19 protein-coding genes, 1 tRNA gene and 1 riboswitch are annotated in these 20,523 nt (G+C 35.2%); of the genes, 13 read left to right on the top strand and 7 right to left on the bottom strand.

What is annotated here, in order from left to right; translation table 11 throughout:
• The first annotated feature begins 62 nt into the window (after positions 1–62).
• From IGK81_RS06965 to IGK81_RS06920, 10 genes are all read left to right on the top strand, one after another.
• Positions 63–1,355 (top strand): PTS sugar transporter subunit IIC, encoded by a 1,293-nt coding sequence (locus IGK81_RS06965; protein WP_010737665.1) that lies wholly within the window; start codon positions 63–65, stop codon positions 1,353–1,355.
• An 18-nt stretch (positions 1,356–1,373) separates the two neighbouring features.
• On the top strand, positions 1,374–2,477 hold the full coding sequence (locus tag IGK81_RS06960; RefSeq protein ID WP_034698148.1) for a DUF871 domain-containing protein: 1,104 nt from the start codon (positions 1,374–1,376) through the stop codon (positions 2,475–2,477).
• Entirely contained in the window at positions 2,470–3,387 is a 918-nt protein-coding gene (locus IGK81_RS06955) for an ROK family protein (RefSeq protein ID WP_034698145.1), read from the top strand. Before IGK81_RS06960 ends, IGK81_RS06955 begins: the two co-directional genes overlap by 8 nt.
• A complete protein-coding gene (locus IGK81_RS06950) occupies positions 3,384–4,223 on the top strand; it encodes an alpha/beta hydrolase (RefSeq protein ID WP_034698142.1) in 840 nt (279 codons plus the stop codon). Before IGK81_RS06955 ends, IGK81_RS06950 begins: the two co-directional genes overlap by 4 nt.
• Entirely contained in the window at positions 4,201–5,646 is a 1,446-nt protein-coding gene (locus IGK81_RS06945; RefSeq protein ID WP_010737660.1) for a glycoside hydrolase family 1 protein, read from the top strand. The genes IGK81_RS06950 and IGK81_RS06945 overlap by 23 nt, the downstream gene beginning before the upstream one ends.
• Before the next feature lie 2 nt (positions 5,647–5,648).
• The gene (locus IGK81_RS06940) at positions 5,649–6,518 is read left to right on the top strand and encodes an ROK family protein (protein WP_034698139.1); all 870 of its coding nucleotides are present in this window, start codon (positions 5,649–5,651) and stop codon (positions 6,516–6,518) included.
• Positions 6,519–7,067: 549 nt separating this feature from the next.
• Positions 7,068–8,537: a helix-turn-helix domain-containing protein gene (locus IGK81_RS06935; protein ID WP_034698135.1), complete on the top strand. Its 1,470-nt coding sequence runs from the start codon at positions 7,068–7,070 to the stop codon at positions 8,535–8,537.
• Between the two features lie 463 nt (positions 8,538–9,000).
• A complete protein-coding gene (locus IGK81_RS06930; protein ID WP_010719065.1) occupies positions 9,001–9,687 on the top strand; it encodes a WxL domain-containing protein in 687 nt (228 codons plus the stop codon).
• Positions 9,674–10,708 carry a DUF916 and DUF3324 domain-containing protein gene (locus IGK81_RS06925; RefSeq protein WP_034698131.1) on the top strand — a complete coding sequence of 345 codons (1,035 nt, stop codon included), beginning with the start codon at positions 9,674–9,676 and terminating at the stop codon, positions 10,706–10,708. Before IGK81_RS06930 ends, IGK81_RS06925 begins: the two co-directional genes overlap by 14 nt.
• Before the next feature lie 16 nt (positions 10,709–10,724).
• Positions 10,725–13,133, top strand: a complete 2,409-nt coding sequence (locus IGK81_RS06920; protein WP_051641756.1) for a MucBP domain-containing protein — start codon at positions 10,725–10,727, stop codon at positions 13,131–13,133.
• Positions 13,134–13,619: 486 nt separating this feature from the next.
• Here IGK81_RS06920 and IGK81_RS06915 read toward each other — a convergent pair whose 3' ends face one another.
• Positions 13,620–14,222 carry a DUF4352 domain-containing protein gene (locus IGK81_RS06915; protein ID WP_010719068.1) on the bottom strand — a complete coding sequence of 201 codons (603 nt, stop codon included), beginning with the start codon at positions 14,220–14,222 and terminating at the stop codon, positions 13,620–13,622.
• A gap of 443 nt (positions 14,223–14,665) precedes the next feature.
• On the opposite strand from IGK81_RS06915, the gene IGK81_RS06910 reads away from it, so the two are divergent.
• Positions 14,666–15,052 (top strand): DUF1093 domain-containing protein, encoded by a 387-nt coding sequence (locus IGK81_RS06910; RefSeq protein ID WP_034698128.1) that lies wholly within the window; start codon positions 14,666–14,668, stop codon positions 15,050–15,052.
• 367 nt (positions 15,053–15,419) lie between these two features.
• Positions 15,420–15,588: riboswitch (M-box (ykoK) riboswitch) on the top strand.
• 803 nt (positions 15,589–16,391) lie between these two features.
• Here IGK81_RS06910 and IGK81_RS06905 read toward each other — a convergent pair.
• On the bottom strand, positions 16,392–16,541 hold the full coding sequence (locus tag IGK81_RS06905; RefSeq protein ID WP_010719071.1) for a hypothetical protein: 150 nt from the start codon (positions 16,539–16,541) through the stop codon (positions 16,392–16,394).
• A 345-nt stretch (positions 16,542–16,886) separates the two neighbouring features.
• On the opposite strand from IGK81_RS06905, the gene IGK81_RS06900 reads away from it, so the two are divergent.
• Positions 16,887–17,087 (top strand): cold-shock protein, encoded by a 201-nt coding sequence (locus IGK81_RS06900; protein ID WP_010719072.1) that lies wholly within the window; start codon positions 16,887–16,889, stop codon positions 17,085–17,087.
• Positions 17,088–17,363: 276 nt separating this feature from the next.
• On the opposite strand, the gene IGK81_RS06895 is transcribed toward IGK81_RS06900, so the two are convergent.
• Genes IGK81_RS06895 through IGK81_RS06885 form a run of 3 tightly spaced genes read right to left on the bottom strand, consistent with a single transcriptional unit; the run spans position 17,364 to position 18,320 of the window.
• Positions 17,364–17,750 (bottom strand): TIGR02328 family protein, encoded by a 387-nt coding sequence (locus IGK81_RS06895; RefSeq protein WP_034698126.1) that lies wholly within the window; start codon positions 17,748–17,750, stop codon positions 17,364–17,366.
• Positions 17,751–17,782: 32 nt separating this feature from the next.
• Positions 17,783–18,028, bottom strand: coding sequence for a helix-turn-helix domain-containing protein (locus IGK81_RS06890; protein WP_034698123.1), 246 nt, complete (start codon positions 18,026–18,028; stop codon positions 17,783–17,785).
• Between the two features lie 37 nt (positions 18,029–18,065).
• Positions 18,066–18,320 (bottom strand): hypothetical protein, encoded by a 255-nt coding sequence (locus IGK81_RS06885; RefSeq protein ID WP_010719075.1) that lies wholly within the window; start codon positions 18,318–18,320, stop codon positions 18,066–18,068.
• A 407-nt stretch (positions 18,321–18,727) separates the two neighbouring features.
• Between IGK81_RS06885 and IGK81_RS06880 the strand changes: the two genes are divergently transcribed.
• Positions 18,728–18,801, top strand: a tRNA-Ile gene (locus IGK81_RS06880).
• A 317-nt stretch (positions 18,802–19,118) separates the two neighbouring features.
• On the opposite strand, the gene IGK81_RS06875 is transcribed toward IGK81_RS06880, so the two are convergent.
• Both IGK81_RS06875 and IGK81_RS06870 read right to left on the bottom strand, forming a co-directional pair.
• Positions 19,119–19,610 (bottom strand): isochorismatase family protein, encoded by a 492-nt coding sequence (locus tag IGK81_RS06875; RefSeq protein WP_010719076.1) that lies wholly within the window; start codon positions 19,608–19,610, stop codon positions 19,119–19,121.
• 21 nt (positions 19,611–19,631) lie between these two features.
• Positions 19,632–20,441 (bottom strand): Cof-type HAD-IIB family hydrolase, encoded by an 810-nt coding sequence (locus tag IGK81_RS06870; RefSeq protein ID WP_010737655.1) that lies wholly within the window; start codon positions 20,439–20,441, stop codon positions 19,632–19,634.
• Positions 20,442–20,523: the final 82 nt, after the last annotated feature.

Raw genomic sequence — 20,523 nt, 5'->3', positions numbered from 1 at the left:
ATGATTAAAGTACTTGATCAAAAAAACATTTATTTAAACATATTAGAATGGAGTATTGAGTAATGAAAAAATTCGAAGCGTTTTTAAACAATAATTTGTTGCCGCTTTCAGCAAAGATGCAAAACAATAATATCTTAGGAGCACTATCTGAAGGATTTATTCGAACAAGTCCAGCGACGATTGGCTCTGCGTTCATTTTAATTTTGGCAAATTTCCCGATTCCTGCTTGGCTTAAATGGTTACAGGATATGAACTTAGCGCCTGGTCTAGCCGCTGTTAGTAATGCCTCTATTGGTCTAATGGGTTTGTTTGCAGTTTATAATATTGCGTATGCATATGCGAATCGCTTAGGTGTCCATTCACAAAATGCAGGTCTAATTTCTCTCGCTTCATATTTTATTTTAATCCCTCAACAAGTTGTTACGCATGTCAACGATGGGGGAAAATGGGTGGAATCAACAGTCAACGCGGTGAAATTTGATTATTTAGGAGGACAAGGTATTTTCGTAGGAATGATCGTTGCAATTGGAATTACCAAATTGTATTCTATCTTGTCAAAGAAAAATTTTACGATCAAATTACCAGCATCAGTGCCACCAATGGTTTCTGATTCCTTAGCACCGACGTTTATTGTGACCACGATTTTCTTATTTGTATGTGCCATTCGGATTGCTTTTTCGTTTACTGATTTTGGAGATATCTTTACTTTTATTACAGAAATGATTAGTGCACCGTTGAATAGTTTGATGGCTAATCCAGTATCAATGATTTTTATTCAAGTATTGATTGCTTTCTTGTGGTTCTTTGGTATCCATAATGCTGTGTTATCTGGACCACTTTCAGCTGTAACCTTAACAATGATGACTGCTAATATCGATGCTTATACCAATGGCAGCACGTTGCCTTTCGCCATGGCTTCTCTCGTGTATGGTGTTTGTGGAGCTGCAGGAAATGCGCTTGGTCTGGTTATTTGTTTATTCTTCTCTAAGTCAGCTCGCTATAAAGAAATGTTTAAGTTAGGTGCGTTGCCAACGATTTTTAATATTACCGAGCCGCTAAACTTTGGGATTCCGACAGTAATGAATCCAATCTTTTTCTTACCATTAGTTTTAAGCCCACTTGTTGCAGGTTTTGTTTCTTGGGGATTAATGAGTACGATTTTGCCAATTCCCTATAATCCTACGGCAGAAGCGATTCCTTGGACAACACCAGGATTTGTTAAGTTTTCATTGATTGGTAACTGGCAATTCCTGTTGATTTACATTATTATCACGGCAATTGTGGCATTGATTTGGTTCCCATTTGTTAAAGTCGCTGATATGAAAGAGCTACAGGAAGAAATGAAAAATAAATAATTGTTAGGAGTAAATCCAGTGTTAGGAATTTCCTTATATCCAGAAAAAGCTTCATTTAATGAAATGAAAAACTATTTAGCTTTAGCAAAATCGTATGGCTTTCAACGTGTATTCTTGAGCTTGCTTCAAATTGATCGGAACAATGTCAGTGAGTCCATGGAAAAATATTTAAAAATAATCAAAGAAGCAAGAGAGCAAGAATTTGAAGTAGCCATTGATTTTATCCCACCAATATTTGATCTTTTAGGAGAGTCCTATAAAGACTTAACATTTTTAGCTGATTGGGGAATTAATTGTATTCGCTTAGATGCTGGTATGACAGGGAAAGAAGAAGCTGAAATGACTAAAAATCCCCATGGTATCAAGATTGAATTAAATATGAGCAATTATTCTCATTATCTTGATCAAATTTTGGATTATGGTCCGAATCGAAAGCAGCTTACTGGTTGCCATAATTTTTTCCCACAGCAATATACAGGGCTATCCAGAGAGCAGTTTAAGCAGTATTCAATAAAATTCTGTCAAAGTTATTTAACGACAGCAGCATTTGTTACTTCTCAATCCGGGGAACATGGTCCTTGGCCATTACAAGAGGGGCTTTGTACCTTAGAGGAACATCGTCACCTACCAATAGGCATACAAGTGAGGGATCTTTTACAAAGTGGTCTAATAGATGATGTCCTGATTGGTACGATGTTTGCCTCAGAAGAAGAATTACGTCAAGTCAGTGAAGCTGCCAAAGATTCAATGAAAAAAATAGATATCACCTTAGTGGAAGATATTACTGCATTCGAACGACAGCTCTTATTTGATTACACGCATAACTATCGAGGAGACTCTTCGGATTATATGATTCGTTCAACTAGGCTTCGCGCTAAGATTGTAGATAAACCATTGCCTAGCAATCACCCAGTTCAGATGATCAAAAAAGGGGATATTCTCATTTTAAATGAGGCTTATGGACAATATAAAGGTGAAGTTCAAATTGCTTTGAAAGATCGCCCTGGTGATAAAAAAATCAATCTTGTGGGGCATATTCCGGAAGATCGGTTATTTGAGATGAAAAACATACAACGCTTTGAAGATTTTAGATTTTGTGAGGTGAACAAACAGTATGACTAGCTATTACTTAGGTGTCGATATCGGGGGGACCTTTATTAAATTAGGGATAGTTGATTCTACAGGACAGATAATAAAAAAAGAAAAAATCACTAGTACAAATGATATGACACAAATTTTGACCGATTTGAAAAATTATTTAAACGAGCAACAACAGTATTTAGATATTTCTGGTGTAGGAATTAGTTTACCAGGAGTGATAAATCATGATGGAACGATGCAAACAGCAGGCTCCTTAAAAAAATTGATTGGCTTGAACGTTAAAGAAATTGCTCAAGACCATTTACAACTACCAGTGGAAATCATTACTGATAGTAAAGCGGTTGCCTTAGCTGAAGGTTGGCTTGGAAATGGGGCGAACTATAGTAATTATGTCTGCGTGACTTTAGGCTCCGCTATTGGAGGGGCGATCGTGATTGATCGTAAGCTTTATTGGGGGCAAGGTGGTTTAGCTGGTGAGTTCGGTGTTTCTTTAATGGGTAGAGAAAATCAGGAATATAAACTGGATTCTACTTCATTACATGCGGGTGTTGTCGGCGGTTTATGTCGCAAATATAGCTTAGCGATTGGAAAAGAAGTGAAGGATGCCAAGTATATCTTTGATTTGGCCGCACAAAAAGATGCATTAGCTAAAAAATATGTAGATGAATTTTTAGATGATGTTGCCCGACTTCTAACCAACATTAGTGTGTATATAGCACCCGAAGCTATTTTGATAGGAGGAGGGGTTAGTGGAAATTCTCAGATTATGGCGGAGATACAAGCAGCTTATACAAGAATTATTCATGAGTACCGAGTATTATCCAGCGTTCAAATGCCCCAAGTCATTCCTTGCAAATTGGCAAATGATGCCGGTGTAATTGGTTCAGTAAAACAAATCATAGATATGCAACAGATAGGTGATAATCAATGACAGCTCTTTTTGATATTAATTTTTTTTCCAAAACATTGAATATGAACACGACAATGAAGGTGATCGTCCCTCAAAGACAGAACCATTCAATCGGTGTGTCACAAGCTCCCGAATCTGAAACTTACAAAATTTTATATTTGCTTCATGGAATGACTGATGATCATACAATTTGGTTAAGGCGCTCTAATATCGAGCGTTATGTCTCAGATAAAAATATGATCGTAGTAATGCCAAATGTACACTTGTCATGGTATACAGATACAAAATACGGGCTGAATTACTGGAAATTCATTTCGGAAGAATTACTACAGATTTGTCATGAATTTTTCCCATATATTTCCTCAAAAAGAACTGATCATCTCGTTGCTGGACTATCAATGGGGGGCTATGGCGCGATCAAACTAGCGATGAAACGTAGTGATTATTTTGCCTATGGAGCTTCATTGTCTGGCGCATTAGATGTGGTTAACGGGTTAAAGAACAATAAGCAGCAGTCTTTGACTGGGCAACCATTGTCTGACCAGGAAAAACTCTATTGGCAAGGGATTTTCGGAAATTTTGCACAAGCGGAATCAGAAAATCTTTTTACAATGTTGGAAGCGGGTCTCGGTAAAGAAGCAACGAACTATTTTGCTTGCTGTGGCTATCAAGATTTTTTATATGACCATACAAAAGCTTTTGAAAAAGAATGTCACAAGAAAAAGTACCAATTGACAACCGATTATTCTAATGGAAGTCACGAATGGGGCTATTGGGATAAACAAATTTTTAAGGTACTAGATTGGTATGAAGAAAATGAAAAGGGTGTAGAAAATGGAACATCAAAAATTAAATGACTTCCCAGAAGACTTCTTGTGGGGCTCTGCTTCAGCTGCCTATCAAGTAGAAGGTGCTTATGATGAAGATGGCAAAGGAGAATCTGTTTGGGATAAATTCGTAAAAATTCCTGGTAAAACATTTAAAGGAACAACAGGAGAAATTGCAGTTGATCACTATCACCGTTTTAAACAAGATATTGCATTAATGAAAGAACAAGGCTTGAAAACTTATCGATTTTCCGTGTCGTGGACTCGGATTTTTCCTAACGGCAGAGGAGCAATCAATCAAGCTGGTTTAGCCTTTTATCAACGTTTAGTGGATGAATTGATCGACAATGACATTGAACCTATGTTGACGTTATATCATTGGGATCTTCCTCAAGCATTACAAGAAGAGTATCAAGGATGGGAATCTCGAAAAATTATCGAAGATTTTACCAACTATGCCCAAGTATTGTTTGAAGCATTTCGTGGAAAAGTTCATTATTGGATAAGCTTGAATGAGCAGAACATATTTATTTCCCATGGGTATTTGTTAGCTGCTCATCCACCAGGAGTTAGTGATCCTAAGCGTATGTATCATGCAAATCATATGGCAAATCTTGCAAATGCAGCAGTAATCAATAAATTTCATGAATTAGAGATGCCAGGTAAGATTGGACCAAGTTTTGCTTATTCTCCAAACTATGCCATTGATAGTAATCCCCAAAACGTTCTTGCTGCAGAAAATGCGGAGGATCTACTTGCAAATTTTTGGATGGATATTTACATGCAGGGGCGTTATCCGCTAGCTGCTTTGCGCTATTTAGAAGAAAAGGGCTGGGCACCTGAAATTGAACCAGGAGATATGGCGTTGTTAGCAAGTGCCAAACCAGACTTTTTAGGGATCAATTATTATCAGTCAACAACCAATGGATTTAATCCGCTAACAGGAGTTGGTTTTGGTGAAATGAATACGACTGGTAAAAAAGGAACTTCTGGAGAAAGTGGTCTACCAGGAGTCTACAAAAAAGTCCCAAATCCTTTTGTTGAACGAACAAATTGGGATTGGGAGATTGATCCAAGTGGGCTGAGAATTGCTTTAAGAAGAATTGCTAGTCGTTATCAAACACCCATCATCATTACTGAAAACGGGCTGGGTGAATACGATAAACTAACTGAAAATAACCAGATTCATGACAGCTATCGAATCACGTATCTCAAAAATCATATTCAAGCGATTCAAGAAGCTTTAACAGACGGTGTCGAAGTTTTAGGTTATTGTACTTGGTCATATACTGATCTACTTAGTTGGTTAAATGGCTATCAAAAGCGCTATGGATTTGTATATGTTGATCAAGATGAGTTGCAAAAAGGAAGCCTTAAGCGTTACAAAAAAGACAGTTATTTTTGGTATCAAAAGGTCATTGCAAGTAATGGCAGCAATTTGGAAGGAGTATAGCCATGGGCATTTTAGCTTTAGATTTTGGGGGTACATCAATCAAATACGGACTTTGGAAAGAGGAATTGATTGAACAAGGTGTGATGCCACTGCCCAAAACTTGGGAGGAAGCTTTAAAAGCAATCGAAAAAATTTTGGAACGTTATCGAAACGATGAGTATCTGATTGATGGGATAGCAACTAGTGTACCTGGAGCTGTGAGTCAAGAAGAAGACAAAATTTATGGATTAACGGCAATTGATTACATTCATCACAGAAGTTTCACTCAGGAGCTATCTGATTATTTTCAATTACCTGTTACTATGGAAAATGATGCGAATTGTGCTGCTTTGTCAGAAATATGGAAAGGGCATGCAGATGATGCTCAAAGTATTTTATATTTTGTTTTTGGTACAGGTGTAGGTGGTGCTATTATCCAAAATAGACAAATTCAGGCAGGAAAACATCAATTTGGGGGAGAATTTGGCTATATGATGCTAAATGAAGAGGGTTCATTTAGTGAATTAGCAAGTATTGTTCGTACAACTGCCTTATACAATCAACGTCAAAACCAGTCGATTGATGGGCAAGAATTGTTCGTACGTGCAACAAATGGGGACGAATTAGCAAAATATTTAATCACACAATTTTGTCGGTATAGTGCTAGAGGTATTTATAATTTGATGATCAGTTTTGACCCAGATAAAATAATTATTGGGGGAGCCATTTCCAGTAACTCATTATTTATCACGAAGATGAAAGAAGAAATAGAATGTTTACGGACGCGGACAGGAGCACAGCGAGTGGAAACTGAGATTCTACCTTCAAAATTTGGAAATAATGCCAATTTAGTTGGTGCTGTGTACAATTTTATGATCAAAAAAGCTAAGTAAAAAATCGTCTATCGTTCACAAGTAATATTTTTTCATAATCAATATATCCGAATATAGAGATGTCAGAGCTTCTTCACTGTAAGCGAAACACGTCTCGCTATTCGGATATTTATTTTGTTTGTGTGAAACGAATAAAAGATAAGAGAGTTAGAAAATCAAAACTTGGCAGCTGGAGTAGTTCGAGTTGTTCATCTAGTCTAAAATTAATTGATCAGATTATAAATGGAATTAGAGCTAAAAGCATGTTTGAACTTTTGTTGACTATTCATAGTTTTGTTTTAGTTAATAAATCGTAGTTTTATAGAAAGAAAAAAATGGCTCTTATCTAGGGCTTTTTATTTTGGACAAAATATTATAAATAATGTTACCCGAATGGTAGATTTTTCTGATTGTCATGGGAGAATGGATTTAGCTTTGTGACTTGAAAAATGACTCGTTAATTTCATATGAATTGATCGTAAACCAGTGTATGCTATAATCCAAAACGTTAACGAACAATGTCTTTTGAATGTTAAGAAAGTTAAAAATATTTAAATTGGTGGTGATTGAATGCAAACTTTTTTGACGAAAGCCTCCCAAAAAAAAGTGAAACTAATTCACTTTTTACTTGAAGCGGACAATGGGTATACGATGGATGAGATACAGCAATATATAGGAGGATCTGTTAAATCAATTTCTCTTTATATGAAGGAATTATCAGAGCTGTTTGAACAGTTTAATGGGAAAATTGTTTTACAAAATGAGAATAATCAGCGCTTTTGTATCCAAAAGGAAGAAGACTTTCCCATATATAGTATTTATCTTCCCTATTATAAAGAATCATATAATTACCAATTAATTGATTTTATGTTCAAATATCCCGAAAAAAGAATCGAAGACTTTGCAGAAAAACAATATACGAGTACATCTACCGTTTTTAGATATGCTAAATTATTAGTTCCTTACTTTAAAAGATACAAGATCGGTTTTCACTCGTTTAAACTGGAAATAGAAGCCGAAGAGATCAATATCAGAAGTTTTTATTACTATTTTTATTGGGAATCAACACGAGATGGTCACTGGCCCTTTTTGATTGATTGTGACAGGATCATGAAGTATGTTCAATGTTTTGAAAAAACCTATGGATTTAAATTAGATGCTTTACAAACGAAAACGCTGAGTTTTTGGTTAGCGATTATACTTGAAAGAACTAAGAAGCAGATTATTTCACTAGATGAAGAGGTGAAATCAACAATCGAGAGTGATCCAAACTTTGAATTGGTCTCGATGTGGTTGAAAGAAAGCCAGTTGCTATTGTCAGACAATGAACGATATTTTCTATATCGGGTAATCTATGCTTTCGGTATTGTTGAGGGAAAGGAGTGCTATGAGCAACAAGCGGTGCGTGCTCATACAAGAAGTCAAAGTTTAGCCTATCGTTTAGTTGAATTGCTCAGTTGTTCGCTAAAAGAAGTCTTTGATTACGACTTTGATCGAAGGAACCAGAATCATTTGTTTAGCTTGATTGCGTTTTATGAAAGAAGCTGTTTTTTCTGGGGGAATCCCGATGTTTTTTTCAATAAATCATATATATCTGAAGTAGAAAAGCTTGATCCTCAAATTTGCCGAATGGTTCAGAAGTTTCATGACTCTATGATACAGATAGCTCCCGCAGAGTTATTACCCCATTTAAAGAACACGCACCAGCTGTTTTTAAATTATTACTATTTGCTGGATTATTATGGATTGTTACTCAAAAGTATTCAACCAATAAAAATTTTGCTCACGGATGATCTACATCGTCCTCATCGATTATGGTTAATGAATAAAATCAAAACATTGTTTAGTAATGTTTATGCTCTTTCTTTTTTTGATTCTGAAACCAAATTTGAAGAGGTTGATTTAGTAATCTCAAATTATTTCTTGGATACGAAAAATACACCGTTACTGTTAATGAAAAATATTCCGACAGAACGTAACTGGCGAAATCTTGAAAAAATCTTATATGAATTGCATAGAGAAAGAGCTACAAACAAATAACTATTTTTTTAAACTTATCAACAATCAAAATTTTCAAGGGTTTATTTGTCAGAGTCTGAGACATAAAACTCACACTTTACTCTAAACGATGTTTAAGCATCAGCTCCTTGAAATAAGCCGAAGAATTCCAAAAATAGGAAAACTGTCTTTGGATTCTCCGGCTTTTTCTCAAATCTGGACATATCACGACCTCTTTTTAATTGAAAAATAGATTGAGTCAATCAGCACTTTTGGATTTGATCGTAAATGGCTTAGCTGAGAATAAGTCGAATTGGCACCTGTTTTCAATCAATTATTGCAGTATCAATAGGAAATCAAATGAGAGATGAAACGTTTTTCAAAAAAGTACTTCTAATTTTTTTCCAGATTCCGGAATTTTTTTACTGTTTTTTTCCTCATCAAGAAATGGAAGAATAGTTGTAGTTGCAATTGCAGACTAATTTTTATTAGGAGGAAGAGAATTATGAAGAAACAAGTTGTTAGTATAGCTGGACTTGCCTTATTGGCATTAGGGACATCTAGTTCCGTGGTTTGTGCAGCTGAAAATGAAGGACTAACAAGTCAAGTCACAAATAAAACAAATGTAACTTTGAAGGAAGGTTCGGGTAGTGATGTTCAGCCAGTGGTACCAGATGATACCCATGATGACGATCCAAGCACAGGAGCGAAAGGCTCATTGTCTATTCCTTTCGCATCAAACATTACTTTTGGTGAACAAGAAATCCAACAAGGAGATGCGGATTATTTTGCATTGAATAAAAAGCCATTTGTCCAAGTGAATGATACTCGTGGGGGAGCGAAAGGCTGGACATTAGGTGTATCTATCTCACCATTTACTTCAACAGATAAAGATCACTCGGAGTTGACAGGCGCACAGCTATCTTTAAGCAATGGTCAAGTAGTAACGAAAAACAACTCATCCAAAGCACCTCATTTGGTAGAGTCAAAAGATCATACATTTGTACTAAACGAAGTCAATCAAACCGTTATGTTGGCTCAACCAGGCGAAGGTGCAGGGGCTTTTGCTGCAGTATTCGAAGGAACAGATGGCAAGAACGAAAATGTGAAATTACATGTTCCCCGGGCAGGTGTGGAAGCAAAAAATTATACAGCTGAGATTACTTGGACGTTAAGCGATGCTCCAGTATAAATTTAGGCCGGGATGGGGCTGGATAGTCTCCATCCTTTTTATGACAAGTTTACTGTTTGCTTGCCACCCTGCCTCAGTTTTTGCTGAAAAAACAGAAGTGAACTTTGAAGCTAAGGCTGTCTTGCCAGAGAATCAACGTTCAGAAGCAAGCTATTATGATCTTAAAGTTGAGCCTAACCAGTCCCAAGAGTTGACGATAAAGCTTAAAAATACCAGCTCTGAAAAGATAAAAGTCAAAGTAGCAGCCAATAATGCGACTACCAATAAAAATGGGGTGCTAGATTATTCACAACATAATCAAAAATTATTAGGTGGTCCTTCTTTAGAAGAACTGATTTCAGGTCCTCAAACAGTTGAACTGAATCCGAATGAAGAAAAAGATGTCGTGTTTCAATTAAAGATTCCGTCAACTGGATTTGAGGGGACGGTTCTGGGTGGTTTTTATTGCTATGAAGAAAAGAATAAGGCAGAGGATCAACCAGCTGGATTTAGCTTAGCAAATAAATTTGCGTATACAATTGGTATCCAACTCCAATGTTCAGACAAAAAAATTGCTCCTGAACTAAAACTCTTGGAGGCAAAGCCAGGATTAGATAATGGTTATTTAACAGTCTATGCAAAATTGGCAAATCCACAACCAATGATTATGAGTCAATTGGATCTTCATGCTTTCATCACAAAAAAGAAACAGAAAGAAGTACTGCACGATGTTAGTAAGCTGGTTTCTTTAGCACCACGAAGTACCTTCAAATTACCGATTAGTTGGGAAAATGAACCTTTAAAAAAAGGAGAGTATACGTTAATTACCGTTTTGAAAGAAAAGTCGGGGAAAGTTTGGACGTTGAAAAAAGACTTTACGGTAAAAGGAAAAGATGAAAGTCTTAACAACAAAACGGTTAAGCTTAAAAAATCGAAGAACAATAACTACCAATACTTATATGGGGGGCTAATTGTTTGCTTACTCATTATTGGCTTGTTACTGTGGCATATTACAAAATTGCGAAGGAATAAAGGAAATTAAAGGAAGTGGCACATTGATGAAAAAGCGATGGCTCAATATACTCTTACTGGCTTTCTTAGTGGTTTTCCCACGAATTGGTTTAGCTGATAGCCAGGTCAATAGTCAGGTAGGGATTCGTTTTTACCAACCAACGAGTGCGCACCAAAGTGTCCCGATGGAAAAAGTTCTTAATCCAAATGAGAGAAATAGACCAGTTACTGATGGACAAGCGAAGTCTGAAGAAGTTGGAAAAATAAAAATGTATCCCAAAACAAACCAATCTAACCATCATTTATATCTCTTTATTGGTGTAGCTCTATTGACTTTAATCATCCTGTATTGGTGTAAAAAGAGGAAGAAATTTGTTCGTAAGTTTAATAAAATTTGGTTACTTCCTTTTTTGTTAGGGTTGATTGGCATATTTCCAAAAGAAGTTCGAGCAGCTGGAAGTATTACAAATCTTCCGTATTTCAGATATGCAAATACGATAGAAACTCCCGCAAATAACACATTTATGATGCATTATGGTAGTTTTACAACTGTGGAACAAGTTAAAGGTCAGTATTCTGGGAATTGGCTGGTTGTCAATCAGGAGAATCCAGAAAGTAGTGCGTTGATCAAAAATGTTGGCTTTTTCAATGGGAAACCAGTAGATGTTAAAATAATAATGAAAAAAAAGGATGGACAAGCAGGAGGAGAGATCGGTATTGGCAATCCAAAGAGTTTTTTAGATATCGATATCTCTGGCGAAGTCTTTCTTACTTATGAATTTTTCGATCAAGCGGGGAATGCCTTTCCAATTGAAACTTCTTTTAATTATTTTGGGATCAATCGAAACAAGTATATCGGCTATAATCATATCGGTAAGGTGGCAAAATATCTTGTTGCGAATAATCCAACAGATATCAGTTACCATACGTGGAGTGATGATCATTCTTTCTGGACGTATTTTGAAAATAATTTTTCGAAACCATGGGGGCATCCTACACAAGAGTTCCAGATTATCACTAAACCAGTAACTAAAATAGAAACGGTTGTTAAAAACTTAGATAATACGCCATCCTCTCTCATGTATGAAACAGATTTTTTGGCTAGTCCAGAGTTTCCTGCTGCTGAAGCAGTGGATAAGCGTTTTGATAAGGAACAACAAAAGGTTACTTTAAATGCGATGCAAACCATACCGAATGTGGGGCATGGGAATAAAATGAAAGATTTATCTGTGGCTTTTTCATTGGATGATGTGACAGCTCACTCACAATATAAGATTAAAGATTTTAATGTAGTGAAGTTTGATGGGACGGACATTAGTGATCTTTTTGTGGGGAATCTAAAAGATGATCATTCCTATCAACTAACGTTAAAAGACCCTAACAACGAAAATCTTTATGATACAGTTTTGAATTATCAACTTAATCTTGAGTGGATTGGGAGTAAGCAAAATCCGGTAGATAAAACGAATTTGAAAGAAGACTATTTAAACATTCCTGTCACTGTTACTACACAGATTAATCACAAACAGAAAGGAACGAGTTCTGCCTATTCTTCTGTATACTACGTGGGGAAGGTCATACTGAATTACTTGGATGAAAATAACCAACAACTTTCTGATCCTAAAATCATTTCAGGAATCATAACAGATTCTTTTGATCTATCACAAGAATATCCAGAATTGAACGGATATTATCCAGTCAAGGAAATAGTGGAAAGGGATCAAGGAATCTTTACTCAAGAAGAACAGCAATTCGTTCATCATTATAAAAAAGGTTCGCCAATTGAATTTACTTTGATGCCTAAAGAAAATCCTTTACTGTTTTCTCGTTTCTCAAAAACAAGAGAGGTGACGGTTCATATTTCTTATGAAGAGAAACAGAATTTATCATTTATGGCGAAATGTGGAGATGAAGTCTTAAGGTTAAAGGACTATCCAAGTTCCGAAAACGAGATCCAAGATAAAGTGAATGTTCAGCTTCCTGAAAATTGGTTGAACAAGGAAGTTGCTTTTTATATGGAAAACGAAAAAGGACAAAAATCAAAGGAAGAGAGCCGTCAGGTTTTAATTGATCACGGGGTTAAGCTTAGATTACCGGAACAGTTGACGTTTGGGGAACAACAGATTCCGGGTCAAGATCAATCGGTACAAGCAACGAATCAAAAAGAAATTCAGCTTATCGATGAAAGTGTGTTGGAGAAGAGTCATTGGCACGTTAAGTTAAAAGAAGAACGACCTTTAACTAACCAAGAGAATGACCAGTTGCATAATGCTCTTCATCTGCAGAGGAGTGGAGTGGATCAAACGATTAATGCAGAAGACCAATTGGTTTGGCAAGGAGAGGGTAGTGCAAGCTTCACTGATCATCATAAGATTCAGTTAAATTTACATCCTTTTTACAAAACTGGGGCATATCAAGGAAGCCTAATTTGGACACTAGAAGATGCGCCTGGATAAGAAGGTTTTGACCAAACGATTCTTTTTTTATAGTCCCTCATAAGAAAAAGGATAAACGCAAAGGACACGAGTCAGAAAATAGTTGATTCGTGTCCTAAGCTTTGGTTATCAAGAGACTTATCAAAGACTTTGTCGTTCGATTACTCCAACTAGAAGAATACAACCGAGGTTTATAAAATGATATGCGGGAACTATGAAATACGATCGAAAAATTAGTTCACTTATGTAGTATAAATTTTATGTAATATATAGAAGTTAGTATTAGGAAGGATGAGATGAAAAAAACTAAACAAAACTAAACAAAACTAAATGAACGCAAAATGCACAAACTGTTCAAAGCAATAACAGATAGTGACTATTTAAAAGAAGGACAGTAGATACTCGCTATTTCTTAACTTGTTTTTCACCAAAAAACGACGGTTAACCATATCAATAGCTCACCGTCGTTTAACTTTTTTCTAAAATGTTCTGATATGAATCTATAAACTAGACTGTTGCTTTAAATTTCGCCGCTTTTTCGATAGAAACTAATGGGCTAAACTGAATTTCGATGTCTCCAGTCTGATTCAGACCAAAATGAGCAGTACAATCCATTACTTTATCAGGAGCAACTGATCCCATTGTATTGTCATTTGGATAAGAAGAAGCTTTTTTATCGTCAGAGCCATAAACTTCTACATCCATTCCTACAGGAAGGTCATTTTGACCATTGTTTTTAATTGTGTAAGTAATCTTGACTACTTGAGCAGGTTGTTCATCTGCAAATTGATTTCTTTCGTCAGTAAGTTCCACACTGTTTAATGTGTACTCAGCATCGCCAACTTTTACAGTATCCCCAACTTGGTAAAAACTTTCTTGCGCTTCTTTTGAAGAAGAGCTTGATGTAGCTTCTTTAGTAGAACTTGTTTTTGTCACTTTTTCTCCGCCGTTATCGCTTGCTTTATTGTCATCTGAGCCACCCAGTGCAGATCCAATTATTGCTACAAGAATGATTGCTAGTACCCAAAACCAAACTTTTTTATAAAATGGCTTTTTCTCCTTTACTACGTAACGTTTGCCATCTTCCCCTACAACACTTTTTTTAACCATTGTTTCCTCCATAATAATTATCTAATTTACTCCCACTTAATGGCAGGTAGTGATAGTCGCCAAAATATAGATATCTTGTGTTTCATTTATTAAGACATCTTTACTACCAAATATTCAGTTTTTCACAAATGAAAAGCTTCAAAAAAACACCTAACAGTTCGCATCAAATAAGAATATTCATTTTTTACTTACATATAGTAACATGATGTGTTTGATTTGGAAATATGTAATTATAAAATTTGTTATTTTTTATTATTCGAAAGATCATGTTAGGTATCGAGAAAGTAATAGAGAAGTAGGATTATCAAAAAAGATGTAGGAGATGATAAGCATCTATTGATAAGTGGTTAATGTCATTTATGTGACAAATTTGAAAGATAAATAAATGGAAAAAAAAGCTCAAAAAAGATAAAATAAGTTAAATTTATTGATGAGGTGAGTTTATGAAAAAGGGAATATTCGGGGTTATTGTATTAATTTTATTAGGAGTTGGAGGATTTTTCGGTTACAAATATTATAGCGAAACATATAAAACAACTACTGCATACACTAAGATTCCAGCAGAAGTGCCAGAAAAAACGAAATCAAAGAACAGCGATGGGAAAATCATTGCGGGTGAATATAGTTACCATTATGACGTGACTTTTGTAAAAGCTGATGGTAAAGCAACCAAACGAACATTTAGTGTGAGTGGAGAAGCACCACAACCATTGAAACCAGGCAGTTACGTTCAAGCTGACATCAGTGACAAAAGAACAAGCTCTCCTAGAGTAATTGCAGAAGAAAAGATTCCTAAAGAAATCAAAAATAAAGTAGACGAATTAAATTAGTTTTCAAAAAAATGAAAGAGACGATAAAAAGTCTGATTCAAAATCAACTATTAAATCTAGCCGGAGCATGTACTGGTTAGATTTTTTTGTTGGTCAGTTATTCCATGTGATGGAGCATTGACTCAATTAGATGGAGAAATAGATTAGCAGGGGATTGTCCAAATACGCATTCTAGGATTCACGAATGAAATTTTGACAAAAAATCATTAATATGGTTTATTAAGAATAGAAAGATGAGGTGAATGAAATGGATAATGACCAGAGGTACTCTAAGCTTGCTAAGGATAAAACCTTTGTAACTTGGGGAATGATTCCGGTAGTCGGCTTTTTTGGACTTTTAGTGTCGTTGATGATTTTCATTTAAATATCTTCAAATAGTTAGGTGAGGCTTCTATGTAAACATAAGCTACTGCCCAAAAATGTCGAGAGACGCCAATGGGTAGAACAGGGATTGTCGATAGCAAGGCTTTTCTTAAGGTAGCTAAGTGCAAACTTTACGTTGCATAGTGCCAAAGCTCAAACGTGACGTAAGTCAAACGAAAACGGTAGCAAAAGCATCAATCAGTTCTGAAGACAGGATAAAAAAATGAAACGTTGGTAGACGTTCAACATTTATCCTGTCTTCAGAATAGATGCTGGAGCACCGTTTATTTGTTATTTTGCAGGTGTTCCAAAAATTTTTTTACTAATTTTGTTTAGGTTAGTTTTTTAGGCTGTAAGATTATTTTTATTACATCGATTGAATATCGCTGGACACCTTGCATAGTTTTCTCTGTTAGAATGCCAGTAGTTACAGATTTTAAAAAGTGAAAAATAATATTCTTGTCATTAAAACAAGTGAGCTATTTCTTCTTTTTGATAATAATGAAAACAAGAATGGAATAGAAGATGGTGGAAAAAGCGAGTCCTTTAAGATAGAAATCGAATAATTGAACAGGTTGACTATAGGAATATTCTAAATTTTGGATCATAAAATAGATAGACGGAAAAGAGGAGAGAAGCATTAGTATGTCATATTTGTTCCATTTTGTATAAAGAGACAAAAAAAGAATAATACCAATAAAAGGGATCCAAAACAGTAATTTACTCATCGTAATCATATGACCCATCCTTATACAGCCTTTGCATAATTTAGATAATAGCACGTAGTATATAACCGACAAAGAGTTTTGTATTACCTTGTCCAATTTTTAATTGTATACTCATTAATGGCGGAATAAGTTAAGGAGAGAACTGAATAAAGTGAGGTAAATAGACGACAAAAAAGCACCTACCATTGAATGAATAGGTGCTTTTAAAGTGAACTAGAACTGTAATCGTTCATTTGGGGTTTTCACTCCTATGCGGATTTTTTCAATTCTTGCACTGCTTGTTCAATCGTCACTCCAGTGGCTACTCGATTTTCATTTGTTTTATCAAATACCACAAATAGATTCAAATCAGTATTTAGAGTTACACGATATTGTAAGTCTTTGTTATAGAATGTCATAATCATTCTCCTTTCTTAAATTCTTGCGAAAGGCAACGAAACGTTGATAACGAAATTCCATTTATTATTATAGCATAAAGAAGAAAACTTTGCTAATTAAGGATTGTTTAACTTTATATAGAAGATAAGATAAACAGGATAGAAATAGCCTATTCGCTTTAATTAAAAAACTATAAAAAAAGTAGAGGTTTATTCTTGTGTTTCTCATTTATCTATGCTATATTAAATAAGTAATCTATTTTGAAACGTAATTTGAGCTAACTATTTTAGTTTATGACTCCTTTTGCCTATCAATAATTTATTGCAATAAAATCGTACGTTGATACGTATTAGGAGGAAATATATATGAATAACGGTACAGTAAAATGGTTTAACGCAGACAAAGGTTTTGGATTTATCACTGCTGAAGATGGAAATGATGTTTTTGCACATTTCTCAGCTATCCAAGGTGACGGTTTCAAAACATTAGACGAAGGTCAAGCAGTGACTTTTGATATTGAAGACGGTCAACGTGGCCCTCAAGCAGTAAACATCGTAAAAGGTTAATACTGTCATAATAAAAACTACTCTTTCATTAGAGTAGTTTTTTTGTTTTTTCTTAGTAAAGAAAAATGCTGCTCTGCCGCTCAAGTGAAGACTATTGAGGAAGGGATACGGACCTCTCCCTATTCAATAGCGAAGAATCGTGATCGACGAATGAATGTGTCAGTCAGACAGTTTAAATGAATCCTAATATAATGAATATGAGAGTGAGAAAAGGTTCATACTCTCATATTCATTGCGTTTATTTGAATCAATAAATGAGGAAAATCTGATGAACTTTTAAGAATCCGCAGCTTTTATATGGATTAAATCAATTCCTTTTTGTTTAAGGTTTGTTAAACAGATCATCAGGTAGTCTTCGTCATGCTCAGGATAAATAGGTGAAGTTTGTTTTTGAGGAGAAAGATAAGTATAAGGATCACAGGCTTTCCCACGGTACTCCGGGACAGACCATTCTGGAGAAGGAAGATAATGGCGCTTTTTCATTTCAGTAAGAATAAGTTGGTGATACTGATAAAGCTTGTAAGGGGAATGTTGGAAGACATAATCAACTGTTGCATGCTTTCTTCCCCAACCATTACCTCTTAATGCACAACATTCTCTATGTTGACCTAATAATTGTTTTCTAGGAAGCAAAGGGATTAATTCTTCATGCCATAAGCGCATTTACTCACTCTCTTTCATTTAGATTAGATGGTTTAATTTACGCGGTCTGGTTTTTCTGATCGTCCGATCAAATAGTCAACAGATACATGATAAAAATCCGCAATAAAAATTAGATCGATAGCGCTCGGACAACGTTTTCCCTGCTCTAATTGTAGATAAGTTTCCAACGGGAGTGAGGTTTGTTCAGCCACTTCATTAACGGTTAAATTCTTTTTTTTTCGGAGATAATCCAGCCGACAGCGTAGTGTATCTAATAAAATCGCTTCTTCAATACTCATAAATTCGCTCCTTTTGTCATTCAAATAAATTCATCGATCAATGCTTTCTATTTAAATAAACCAAATAAGCAATTGGTAATAACAAAGCTAGAATCAAACCAATCAGTTCTGCTACGAATAATTGATCTGGTTCAAAATACTGATAATTTAAGATTTTATATGAAAAAAAGATTGCTGGTAACGTAAAAAACGCTAAAATTAGGCGTTCCTTGTTCCAGTTGATTAAGTAACAAATAATAGGGATAAGAATTAAGGTAGGAATAAAAAAAATAAGTCGACTCAATGTTATCATAGTACTAACTCCTATAGATTTCGTATTTAAATAATCATTGATTTTCAGTCGTAGGTTAACAACGAACAACCACTTATACTAAGAGTTGGAAAACACTTCGAAAAGTGATTACGACTTAAATAATCATAAGAATAAAAAAACAACCCAAATACAAGATAGCACGTTCCGAGTAACAGAACAAATAATATGCTACGTGTTTGAAAAAACAAATGATTCAAGCAATTTATATACCAAGTGATAGAGCATTTGTGGTGAAGAGGGAGGGGGAGAGCTGGAAATCGTCTGATCCAAATAGAATATTTGTTATTTAATGGAATGCTTTTGGATTTTTATTAAATAAGCTTGTTTCGGATTTTTATTCATGCTATAGTAGATATAAGTTATTTTTATATCTTAAAATTTTTACTGCACCCTTAGCTCAGTTGGTTAGAGCTGACGGCTCATAACCGTCCGGTCGTAGGTTCGAGTCCTACAGGGTACATATTAAAGCGCTCGTTTCTTTAAACAATGATTAGATAATCATTGTTTTTTTATTTTGAAAAGTTGCATGCTTTTAGAAATGACTAATAACTGACGTTTCAACTATTGTTTATTGGAGATGGGGAACCTCATTTGATATTTTTTATAAACGCTATAGGAAGTTTAGTAGTAAAAATATCCTAACCGTTACTTTCCACAAAGTGAGGGAACGATCAATACAAATTTTAGGAAATAGATAGTACGAACAAAGAAAAGCCTTTAGTAAATAACGAAATAAAACGCCCACAAAGTTAAATGTTGTGGGCGTTTTATTTTCGGTTACTTCAACTCAACATTAAAATCTTTGAGTAGTTTTAGCGCTTGATCGCCATGCTTATTTTCAGAAACAAAAGCTGTATCCACTAAAAAATCAGCTTCTGGAAATACACTTTGTAAAGCAATGGTATTCGATAAGACACAGAGATTCGTTTCTGTACCAACGACTTCAATGTGCTTTTCTTTTTCATCTTGGTCAAAAGCTTCTTGTTTAATCTCAAGTAAGCTTTCCGGTGGCATCGTGAAGTAGTATTTCTTGACGACTTTTTCATTTTCTTTAGGAGCAAGTGTAGGAATGATTTGCAAATCTTCGCCTTCTTCATCCTGCTCTTTTCGCTCGACTGGTATATCTCTGGTAAAAAGAATATATTCGTTTTTTTTACGTGCAGCTTCTAAACGTGAGTGGATTTGTTTGATTAACTTATCTGCGTGCTGAACATAATATTTACTCTCAGGATCTAGAATATGATTTTGCATATCGACGATTACTAACAATTTTGTCTCCCTCCTTAAACCTTAATAATAATTGTTGATAATATACGCTACACCAGCTTCTTCATTTGTTTTGGTTACTTCATCCGCAATATTTTTTACCTGTTTCTGTGCATTTCCCATCGCAATACTTGTTCCACTGACTTTTAGCATCGCAATATCATTTTCCTGATCACCAAAGGCAACGATCTCATGAGGATCGATTTCCAAGGTCTCAGCTAAAAAGATTAATGAGTGAGCCTTTGTTACATTTTTAGGTGTGATTTCCAAAAAATGGGGGTCTGAAAAGACGGAATCAATCCCTTCACTTTTTAAATCTTGTTGCAGTTTTTGCAATTTTGATTCATCTTTATCTGTTAATGCCAATTTTAAATAGCTGACAGATGGATCTTCTAATAACTTGGTGATTTCAGCAAATGTCTGATTTTGTAAATTGAAATGTTGGTAGTAGGGATCATCTTTCACCAAATTTGACTCATCAAAGGTTAATTGATCATCTTGAGTTTCTCGACTAGCAATAATTGATATTTTTGCCTCTTGTGCTAAGAAAAAGGCCCGTTTAAGGGTAGCAAGCTCAATTTTAGAACGTTTCAATACGTGAAGGATCTCGCCTTTCATCATCTTTGCCACGAAAGAACCATTAGATGAAATCAAATAGCCGCCGATCCCAAGTTCTTCAAATACATCTTTAGCAGAGATGCTATTTCTACCAGTCGCAATCGTGACGATCCCACCATGTCGATCAAAGTTTTGAAGTGCCTCGATGTTTTCTTTTGGTATCTTTCCATTCCGATCGAGTAAAGTACCATCTAAATCAATTGCTGCTAATTTCATATTATTCGCTCCCTTTATCTATTGCTTACTCTAAGGTTAAATGAGAATTTCCTAAAATAAAAATAAAATGCTTTGTGTTTTT

This window comes from Enterococcus sp. DIV0703 (assembly GCF_051711065.1).
In the GTDB taxonomy this organism is placed as follows: Bacteria; Bacillota; Bacilli; order Lactobacillales; family Enterococcaceae; genus Enterococcus_B; species Enterococcus_B hirae.
The sequence above is the reverse complement of the archived record's forward strand: the minus strand, read 5'-3'. Positions and strand labels throughout refer to the sequence as shown.